The organism is Vibrio sp. MM46, assembly GCF_027587135.1.
In the GTDB taxonomy this organism is placed as follows: domain Bacteria; phylum Pseudomonadota; class Gammaproteobacteria; order Enterobacterales; family Vibrionaceae; genus Vibrio; species Vibrio harveyi.
Genome location: NZ_JAPPTO010000016.1, coordinates 41,944 through 51,065, shown reverse-complemented (window position 1 = coordinate 51,065; position 9,122 = coordinate 41,944). Strand labels below are relative to the sequence as shown.

At 46.5% G+C, this 9,122-nt stretch carries 6 protein-coding genes; all 6 read left to right on the top strand.

The window, feature by feature from the left end; translation table 11 throughout:
* Positions 1-53: 53 nt before the first annotated feature.
* Genes OH459_RS18005 through OH459_RS17980 form a run of 6 tightly spaced genes read left to right on the top strand, consistent with a single transcriptional unit; the run spans position 54 to position 9,114 of the window.
* The gene (locus tag OH459_RS18005; RefSeq protein ID WP_269987895.1) at positions 54-407 is read left to right on the top strand and encodes a hypothetical protein; all 354 of its coding nucleotides are present in this window, start codon (positions 54-56) and stop codon (positions 405-407) included.
* A gap of 12 nt (positions 408-419) precedes the next feature.
* Positions 420-1,769 (top strand): HlyD family type I secretion periplasmic adaptor subunit, encoded by a 1,350-nt coding sequence (locus OH459_RS18000; protein WP_269987893.1) that lies wholly within the window; start codon positions 420-422, stop codon positions 1,767-1,769.
* Between the two features lie 3 nt (positions 1,770-1,772).
* Positions 1,773-4,004 (top strand): ATP-binding response regulator, encoded by a 2,232-nt coding sequence (locus OH459_RS17995; RefSeq protein ID WP_269987891.1) that lies wholly within the window; start codon positions 1,773-1,775, stop codon positions 4,002-4,004.
* A complete protein-coding gene (locus OH459_RS17990) occupies positions 3,979-5,403 on the top strand; it encodes a TolC family protein (RefSeq protein WP_269987889.1) in 1,425 nt (474 codons plus the stop codon). Before OH459_RS17995 ends, OH459_RS17990 begins: the two co-directional genes overlap by 26 nt.
* The gene (locus tag OH459_RS17985; RefSeq protein ID WP_269987888.1) at positions 5,393-6,979 is read left to right on the top strand and encodes an ABC transporter transmembrane domain-containing protein; all 1,587 of its coding nucleotides are present in this window, start codon (positions 5,393-5,395) and stop codon (positions 6,977-6,979) included. The genes OH459_RS17990 and OH459_RS17985 overlap by 11 nt, the downstream gene beginning before the upstream one ends.
* The gene (locus OH459_RS17980; RefSeq protein WP_269987886.1) at positions 6,976-9,114 is read left to right on the top strand and encodes an ATP-binding cassette domain-containing protein; all 2,139 of its coding nucleotides are present in this window, start codon (positions 6,976-6,978) and stop codon (positions 9,112-9,114) included. Before OH459_RS17985 ends, OH459_RS17980 begins: the two co-directional genes overlap by 4 nt.
* Positions 9,115-9,122: the final 8 nt, after the last annotated feature.

Sequence of the window (9,122 nt, the reverse complement as noted above, 5' to 3'; positions counted from 1 at the left end):
AGATCCTTAGTTATTGTCATTAAAGCAATTAGGGCGGTGGAACAATGATAAACATGACGAATCTGTTGCGCTCAGTCGACAACAGCCACAAAGGGCTGCAATTGCTATTGGGAGATTTTTACAAGGATTTCAGCAGCGCGGCGATCAACATCGAAATGCTGCATGAACAAAACCGTTTTGAAGAGCTGAGCGGCTACTCAAAAAAGCTGAAGACTATTCTCGTATTGCTTTGTGATGATGATTTACCACCCAAGATGGCAAAGCTGGAGCATTTGAGTAAGCACCACTTCCCTGCACCTAATGAATTGATTGAGGACATCAAAACTGAGCTCAATAACGTGAACAAACAAATAAGCCAGCTGTTAGATATCGAAAACTCTATCGATGACAGCACTGATGATGAATAACCGAGGTGGATCATGAGTAACAAGCAGATCGAACACCACCTCAGAAAGGCACTCGTTTCCAACAACGAGTCTTCGAAGGTGACTGCAGACGATACGATCGTGCTAGCCAGTGCAATGACCAGCGTACACAAAACATTGCTGGTTATCTTTTTGCTTTCAATGTTGGCGATCGCCGTGGCGTCTCAAGCTCGTATCGACATTGTGGTGTCGGTGCGCGGTGAGCTATTACTGGAATCTGACGTAGAAAAAGTGCAACACCTTGAAGGCGGTATTCTCGAAGAAATGTTAGTGCGCAAAGGCGAAGTGGTTTACGAAGGTCAACCCATTGCGCGCATTCGCTCTTTGGATAGAAACACTCAACTCGATACGGTGAACACCGAAATCATTCAGCTCGAGTTAGACAAACTCCGTTATGAAAGCCTGCGCGATATGGTAGAGCCCGATTTCTCTGCCTACATCGAAAAATACCCAGAACTCGTTCAGGTAAATATGAATACCTGGCAGCAAGAGTTTTCCAAAAACCGCTCTAATGAAGAGTTGATCACTCACGACATCAACCACAAGAACTCGTTGATTGATTCTATGCTTAAGCGCCGCAAAAGCTCCGAGAACCAGCTTTCTTTGATTCGAAAGCAGCTCAATATCAAAAACACCTTGTACAAAGAAGAAATGGCGTCTTATGTCGATGTTCTGAATATGCAGGTTCAAGAGTCAAACATGGTACGTGAGATTGAAAACCTTGATGAGTCAGTCATGAATGAGCGCTTTCAACTGGACAAGCTAGAGAAGCAATACCGTGACTTGGTGGAAAATCGCAACTCCGAATACCAAGCGCAAATCATTCAAGCGAAGAAAGATCTCAAGCTGAAACGCATTCTTCGTCCTCAACACTCAGACAAAGTGGATCGTCTTGTGGTCTACGCCCCTATTGATGGTGTGGTGGATAAAGTGCACTTCAACTTCCGCTCTGCCGTGATACCGCCGGGGGAAAGTATCGCGGACATTGCGCCGATTAATAACTCCCTTCATGGCGAAGCGAAGATTCCACGTAAAGACATGGGCTTTGTTGAAATCGGACAGGCAGTCAAAGTGAAGATGGACACCTACAACTTTGCCAAATACGGATTTTTGGAAGGTCGAATCGCGTCGATCAGCCGTTCGTCCTATGAAGAAGAGGACGCTGAATTCTACCTCGCTGAAATCCAAATCAGCCAAAACTATCTAGAGCGTGGAGGCACACAATACAAACTATCCCCTTACATGGAGTTTACCGCAGACGTGAAAACAGGGTCGCGTCGGGTTATCGAATACGCTGCGAAGCCGGTTATGTCGGCTATCGAAGACGCGTTCGATGAGAGGTAATGGATGAGTAACAAACCTTCCTACAATATTTCCGTTCCTGTTATGCGCCTTAGCATTGCTTTCAGCTTGGTGCTGGCTGCCCTCGCCTTTTATTTGTATGTCTCTTGGGAAAAAGTGGATTCAGTGGAGCAAGTGCAAAACGCGCCTCTCTTGGTTCAAGCTCAACAACTCAATCAAACCATCGAACTTGATATCCAAACGCTTCAGCGCTGTTTAGCCGCGCGTTATTGTAGTACAACAGAGCTCGATTTTAAGGTTCTGAAAAATGAAATTGACCAGTTTAAGTCTCTCGCGTCACTCAACAAAACCGAGTTTAGCTTGGTAGGCGCGACCGAATATACGCAGCTTGAACTGGCGATCAATCGTTTCTCGGACAGCTCAAAAACGCGTGACGATGTGTTGGCACTGTATCTCTCGCTCACCAATAACTACCTACAAATGGACGACAACTATCGCACCATGTTTAACAACCACGCGAGCGACCTAATGATGGAGAAAAACGAGTTCTTCATTTGGTTGTTTATGGTCGTTGTCGTGCTGGTTGGTATCGCCGTTCTATCGAATTTGGTGGCAATCCTAAAACTGAAAAAATCCAGTTCGAATGAGCGAGACATTGACCAAGAGTTCGATGGGCTTTATCAAGAGCTCAAACAACTGGATTTACAAAGGCTGGAAGAGTTGCTGAACGAAGTGAGCATCAATCCGAAGCAGCGTCAGATCTACTCTCACCTAAAACTGATTTTCAGCAAACTCGAAGAGCAAAAACGTAATAACGATCTCTACAAGCAGCTCTATGCTCTGATTGGTTACGAGATTCGTGGCATCACCAACACCATTAACGGCGGCGTGCAATATCTCGTACAAGAGACCGATGAGAGCGGCGTGTTGATGGCGCAAGATATAACCTCGGCTGCCAATACCTTGTCCGAGTTGGCAGAGAACTACAACCGACTCATTTCACAAGGGACCGAGAGCAAATCGAAAGAGTTTTCACTGCTCAATGTGCTGTCTGAATTGATGATTCACATCAGTTCAAAAGTGCAGCGAAATGAAGGTGAATTAGACTGCTTTATCTCGGATAACTTGCCAAATCGTGTTGAAGGGCAATCCACCAGCTTATTCTGGGTGTTGTTCCTACAGCTATCGAACGCCATCCAACTCAAAGCCGACAAAAAACTGTTTGTCACCATTGAATCGGGGGCGGCGTCAGACATTGAAAACACTCGCCTGACCATCAATCTAAACTTCTTAACCACGCTGGATGTGCCGTTTGCCAAGCTCAATACCCTACACTGGAGCGACCATAAACAGCACACTGCAACCAAAGACGATCTGGCGAAAAGCGTGTTGAAAGATTATGGCTATTACGAGAGCCATTGGTATCAATCGGGCAATCAGGAACGTTTTCAAATTCAGCTCGATTTAAAAGCCAAGAGCTTTCACACCGAGAAAACTCGCTTCGACAATAAACGTTTGTTGCTGTGTGCCAATTCTCAGCTGCGTATTGATGTGATGAACAAAATGCTGGTCAACTTGGGCTTAGAGATCACACCAATTCGAACGCCGAACGAGCTCTTCTCTGCTGCAAAAACCTTTGGCGAATACGATGCCATCATGCTGACCGACACGTTCGAGCCAAACAAACTGCCCTCCCTGAGCAAAACCGTGAAATCTCAACTGCGCAATCACCCGAATACTAAATTGCTGCTTTCAGTTACTAGCACTCAGCAAGCACAAGAGAGCCATACCTTTGTCGACAAGATTCTGAACTCTCCTGCGATTCCATATGAGTTCATCCCTAACCTGTTAGCAATCATGGAAGCGGAAGCCTCTGAAGATCAGATGGAGAACAGCTCATTCCTGATTGTTGAGGATGACCGTGTTCAACAGATTCTACTCAAACGTATTTTGAGCAAGCAAGAATACGAAGCCGACACCGTTGGCGATGGCGCAGACGCCGTTCAGCACTTCATGAATCAGCGCTCGGACATCATTTTTATGGACTGCATCATGCCAGGCATGGGCGGTATTGAAGCAACCAAACGCATTCGACAATACGAACAAGAGAGCGGACAAAACCCTTGCACCATCATAGGTGCGACAGCATTGACCAGCAGTAATGAACACCAAGCTTGTATCGAAGCTGGAATGGATTACGTGATCAGCAAACCTTATAAAAACGACGAAATCATCAAGGTGATCAACAAGTATGTGGCGGTACAGAAACTTAACTAGCTGCGTATTGGCAGCGCTTACATTGAGCAATGCTCCTTCGGCGATGGCAACCACCTTGCTTGAGGCGGTCAAACTCGGCTTGGAAAACAATTTATCTCTGCGCGCTAGTGACAAAGGCGTGGAAGAAAACGAATACAACATCGACATTAGCCGTTCTAAGTTTCTGCCCTCTTTAAACGGTGCCGCTGACACCACATGGAATGAAAACGAAACCTTATTAACGGGAACACCGGATACGCGTTCTAGCTACAACTCAAACAGCTACAGCGTGTCTTTATCGCAATCGGTGTTTAACCTTGGCGACATCTTCAAATACGGCACCGCGAAGCTTGATTTCAACATTGAAGAAATCAAACACGAGAACAAAATCCAGAGCACCATTTCTGAAATCGCGACGCAATATTTCGAGTACCTGAAAAACAACGCACAAATCAAAGCCACCAAAGTCGAGCTTAAATCGTCTGAAACACGTGAGCGCCAAATGCGTCGTAACGTGGAGCTTGGCAACACTGCGGCGAGCGAGTTGTATGAGGTGATTGCTCAGAAAGAAGGCATTGCCAATCGCTTAAGAACCCTAGAGAAAGACCGACGTGTGATTTTGAACGGTTTAGAGATTCAAGTTCAATACCCAGTCACCCCATCGCAGGACATCTACGAAAGCGTGCCCTTGGCGGAAATCAGCGAATCCGAACAACGCGCGATTCTTGAGCAAGCTTTGAAGCTAAATAACGACTTATTGGTTGCGAAGAAGACGGTAGAGCGCAGCCGAAGAGGCTTGAAAGAAAGCGGTTCAAACTTTGTGCCGACCGTATCGCTCTCTGCCAGTTACCGTTACGACGATGCGAACAACTATGACCGAACCGACCCAACCGCAACAGGAGACAGTAACTCCACCAGCGTCGGTTTGAACTTGAATGTGCCGATTTTCTCCGGCGGTTCGGATTACTACGGTTATCAAAAATCATCAACTGCCATCGAGCGAACCGAACTGCTGTACCAAGATTCGTTGTTCACTACGCGCAATAGCGTTAACACCTCGGTACTCAACATTAATGACTTCTCCCGCGCCATCAGCAGTTACGAGAACATCATCCGTGCCAACTACGCCTCCTACAAAGGCATTCAACGCGCTTACCAGCTTGGTACGCGAACCATTACCGACTTACTGGCAGCGGAAAGTAAACTGTTTAGCGCGCTACGTGATTACGAGAGCGCGCGTTATGACTACATCATTGAATCGATCAATCTTGAGCAAATCAAAGGCATGTTGTCGGTGCAATCCATCGAAAGCATCATGCAGTTGATGAGCGATATCGAGGGCAGAAGCAATCAAGACTTAGTTCCAAAACACCTTCTCTCCAAACCATCGATTAAGAAAGGAGGTCGCAATGCAAACTGAGCATTTTTCCCAAAAGATTAACTTTGCTGACAAATGTTACCTGACTTTCTCAACGGTCATCTCGACGCTGTTTGGTTTAGTACTGCCCTTTTCGATTCTGATTATCTTTGACCGAGTTTTACCTAACCAAGCCAAAGACACACTGTTTCTTCTGTTTGCAATTATCTTGATCACCATCTTCCTCGACTATCACTTAAAAAATCAGGAAGAGAAGATTTCGTCGGTGATCATGAAGCAGTTCGAAACCAACTTAACCAACAAGGTGTTTCAATCCATCTGTTTGGCTGAGATTTCGAAGTTTCGTCGTCTAGAACCCGGTGAATACCTAGAGCGTATTGCCACCATTCCAGAGATTAAATCCTTCTTTGGCGGAGAATCTGTACGGGCATTGATCAACCTTGCCGTCAGCATACTGACCATTCTGATTATCGGTCTGATCAACATTTGGGCAGGGGTGACTATCTTGCTCGCCTCCATCATTTTGGCGGTGTTCGCACTCAGTCTTTCCAAGCAAAAAATCAACAGCCTAGAAAACAAATCCGACATCGAAGGCTTAACCACTTCGAAAATTATCGAGATCATCTCTAGCCCCCTTGATATCAAAGCGCGCAATATGGAATATCGTGTTGAGAGCTTGATGACACAAATGGTGGAAGAGCGTGAAGTCGAGAACATCAAGTACGAGCAAATTGAATCAAACTTCAGCCTTATCTTGTCGCTCATACAACAGCTCTCCATTGCTTGTGTGGTGGTGGTTTTGGCCACGGCCGTTATCAACATGCAATCTAGCCAAGGCATCATGGCAGCCATCATCATGCTTACCAACCGTTACTTCGCCCCATACCAGCAAGTGATGCGCACGGTGAGCCGCTGGGAGTTGAACAAGCTTCATATTCAACGTATCGCCGAACTACTTGAGCTTGCTGCGTCTGTAGAACAGCAAAATGACACGACAGAAGTCGAGCGCATCTCGGTGAAGTATTCGGAAAAACAACGCATCGAGTTTGAACGCGGTCAGGCTTACTTGCTAACAGGGAAAAGCGGCGCAGGCAAAACCCACCTCGCCAACTGCATTACGCGGCAAAACATCGACAGCAAGCTCGATATCCAAATCAACGAGACACCACTCGATGATGTCAACTACAACGTCTGGCGTAATAGCGTGCTCATGGTCGACAAAACCAGTTCGTTCGTCGAAGGCACCATCATCGACAACCTAACTTGTTTCCGCCCGAGCTTAAACAACACCGCATTTGCGCTTTGCGAAACCATGAGCATCAAAGCACAAATCGATGCCCTTCCCGCAGGTTTCTACACCGAGCTTAAAGGACATTTACGCAACCCATTCTCGCGCCAAGTTGCTTATGCCTTGCTGCTAGTGCGTGCCTTGCTTGCAAACAAACGAGTGTTGATCTTCGACGACATCGACTGTGTTTATGACGACGACTTTGCTCGATTGGTTTTGACCAGTACCGCCTATCGCGCCAACGACAAAATCCTCATCATCGTCAGCAATAAGATGGACAAACTCAATCATCGCCTCAAACGCGTCAAACTTACCGGAGGTGACCAATGAGTATTTTGGTTGATTTTAATAATGTCCCTCAGCGCTTGTTGGACTTTGAGGCTCGCAGTTATGACGAGCGATACAATCAGTCACCTTTGATTCGTGGTTTAGCTTACACCCTCATAGCGCTTGAATGGGAAGGCACACCTTCTATCCTCAGTGACGCTTTTATCCCTAAACCAAAAGACAGCGACAGTTTTATCGCCACGATTGAACGCCTTGGTTACCGTTGCGACGTCACCAAATTAAAAACACTGGAGCACATCGAGGGGCACCCTCATCCTTGTTTTATCGAGATAGAAAACCTCACTGCGATTTTCTTGGGCACCAAAGACGGCAAACTGATCCTGTTTGATTACACCAATAACAACACCATTGAATACCCGCTCTGCAAAAAGCCATGTTTGTTGGTCTCGATCAGCGAATACTCGCGCTTGTTCCGAGAGCCGCCACCAGAATCTCAAGACCGCAGTAACTGGATTAAATACGCGTTCTATCGCTACAACAATGAACTCAAAAGCCTGATTATTCTTAGCTTTGTCATCAGTATCCTGGGCGCGCTCCAACCCTTCTTTATCATGAGTGTGTACAACTTCGCCTTGACGTCTAGCTCCCAAGCCACGCTCTATTGGCTCACGTTGTTTGCCGTGATTGTTGGGTTCTCGGAATACTTTTTTAAGAAGATGCGAGTCAACATCATTGCCACGTCAGGTAAGGACTTGGCGGTACACATTTCTCAAGCGGTTATATCCAAGCTGCTATGGCTCCCGTATGCGATGACATCCACCGCTGGCGTGTCTTCTCAGTTGGCGCGTTTAAAAGACATCGACACATTCCGCCGATTGGTAACGGCAGAATCAACCTTGAGCTACTTCGACATGCCGTTTGTTATCGTGTTCATTGTCGCGATTGCCATCATGTCAGGAACCGCTGCATTGGTCGTCATGGCGGGGTTGATTCTGATGTTGTTGTTCTGTGTTTATTCTCGTTACATCTACTCACAAGCCACGTCGAAAAGCTCTCGCGCCAACGCCATGGTTTCTTACCAATGGAATGAGATTCTTCGCGGCATCAAAACCATTCAAGGCTTGCCACTGTTGCGCGTTATTCAATCTCGCTTCAGCGCTTCACACATGCAAAGCACCAACGATGCAGAGAACGTTGCGGTGACCAACAGCAAGGTTCAAGCCGCAGGTGGCAGTTTGATTCAGGTGATCGGTACCGCAAGTATCGTGACTGCGGTTATCGGCGTAATGGATGGCACGTCTGACGCTGGCGCCATGCTTGCCACCGTGATTTTAGTCTGGAAGGCGTTAGGTCCGATAATGGGTATCTACAACTCCATATCTAAATTCCAATCCATTAAGGCGTCTTCTGCGCAAATCAACAACCTTATGGCGATGAATGACGACAAGCTAACGTTGGAGAAAAGCCCCCCTATTCGCCTCTTCCAAGGCAGCATTGTCGGCAGCGGTGTGAGCCATCGCTACACTGGCGCGGCAACAGGCTTAACCAATCTCGGGTTTAAAATTGCCCCAGGGGCGAAAGTGGTGATTTGTGGATCGACTGGTTGCGGCAAAACCACGCTAATCTCCATTCTTGCGGGTTTAGAGGATAGATACCAAGGCGCAGTGTCGGTAGACGGCTACAACATCAAACAGTTCAACAGTTATCGTTACCGAACCTCGATTAACTACATCCCGTTTAATCTACACATTTTTGAAGGCTCATTGGAGACTAACTTCATCTTGCATAATGGACTCATCCCAACAGAAAAGATGCAAGAGATGGTGAGCTTTTTCGAACTCGACGCATGGTTGCCAGAAGGATTGAACACTCAGCTAAGCGTAGATAAATGCAAGAACTTACCTAACGGTATTCAACAGAAATTGCGCCTCGCGCTGGGGCTTGGAAGCTGTGAACAATCACTGATCATCATTGATGAACCATTTAATGGCGCTGAGCAAGAAAATGCTCAGTACTTCAACCGCTTGTTCACCGATAAATTGCTAAACAAAACCGTGGTGTTCTCTACCAATGATCCGGGGTTGATCGCCACTTCGAACATGAGCTTGGTATTAGAGCCAGACGGCAACTTGAAATATTTTGGCTTAACAGACAAATACTTAAACAGCTTAAGTTAATACTGTGG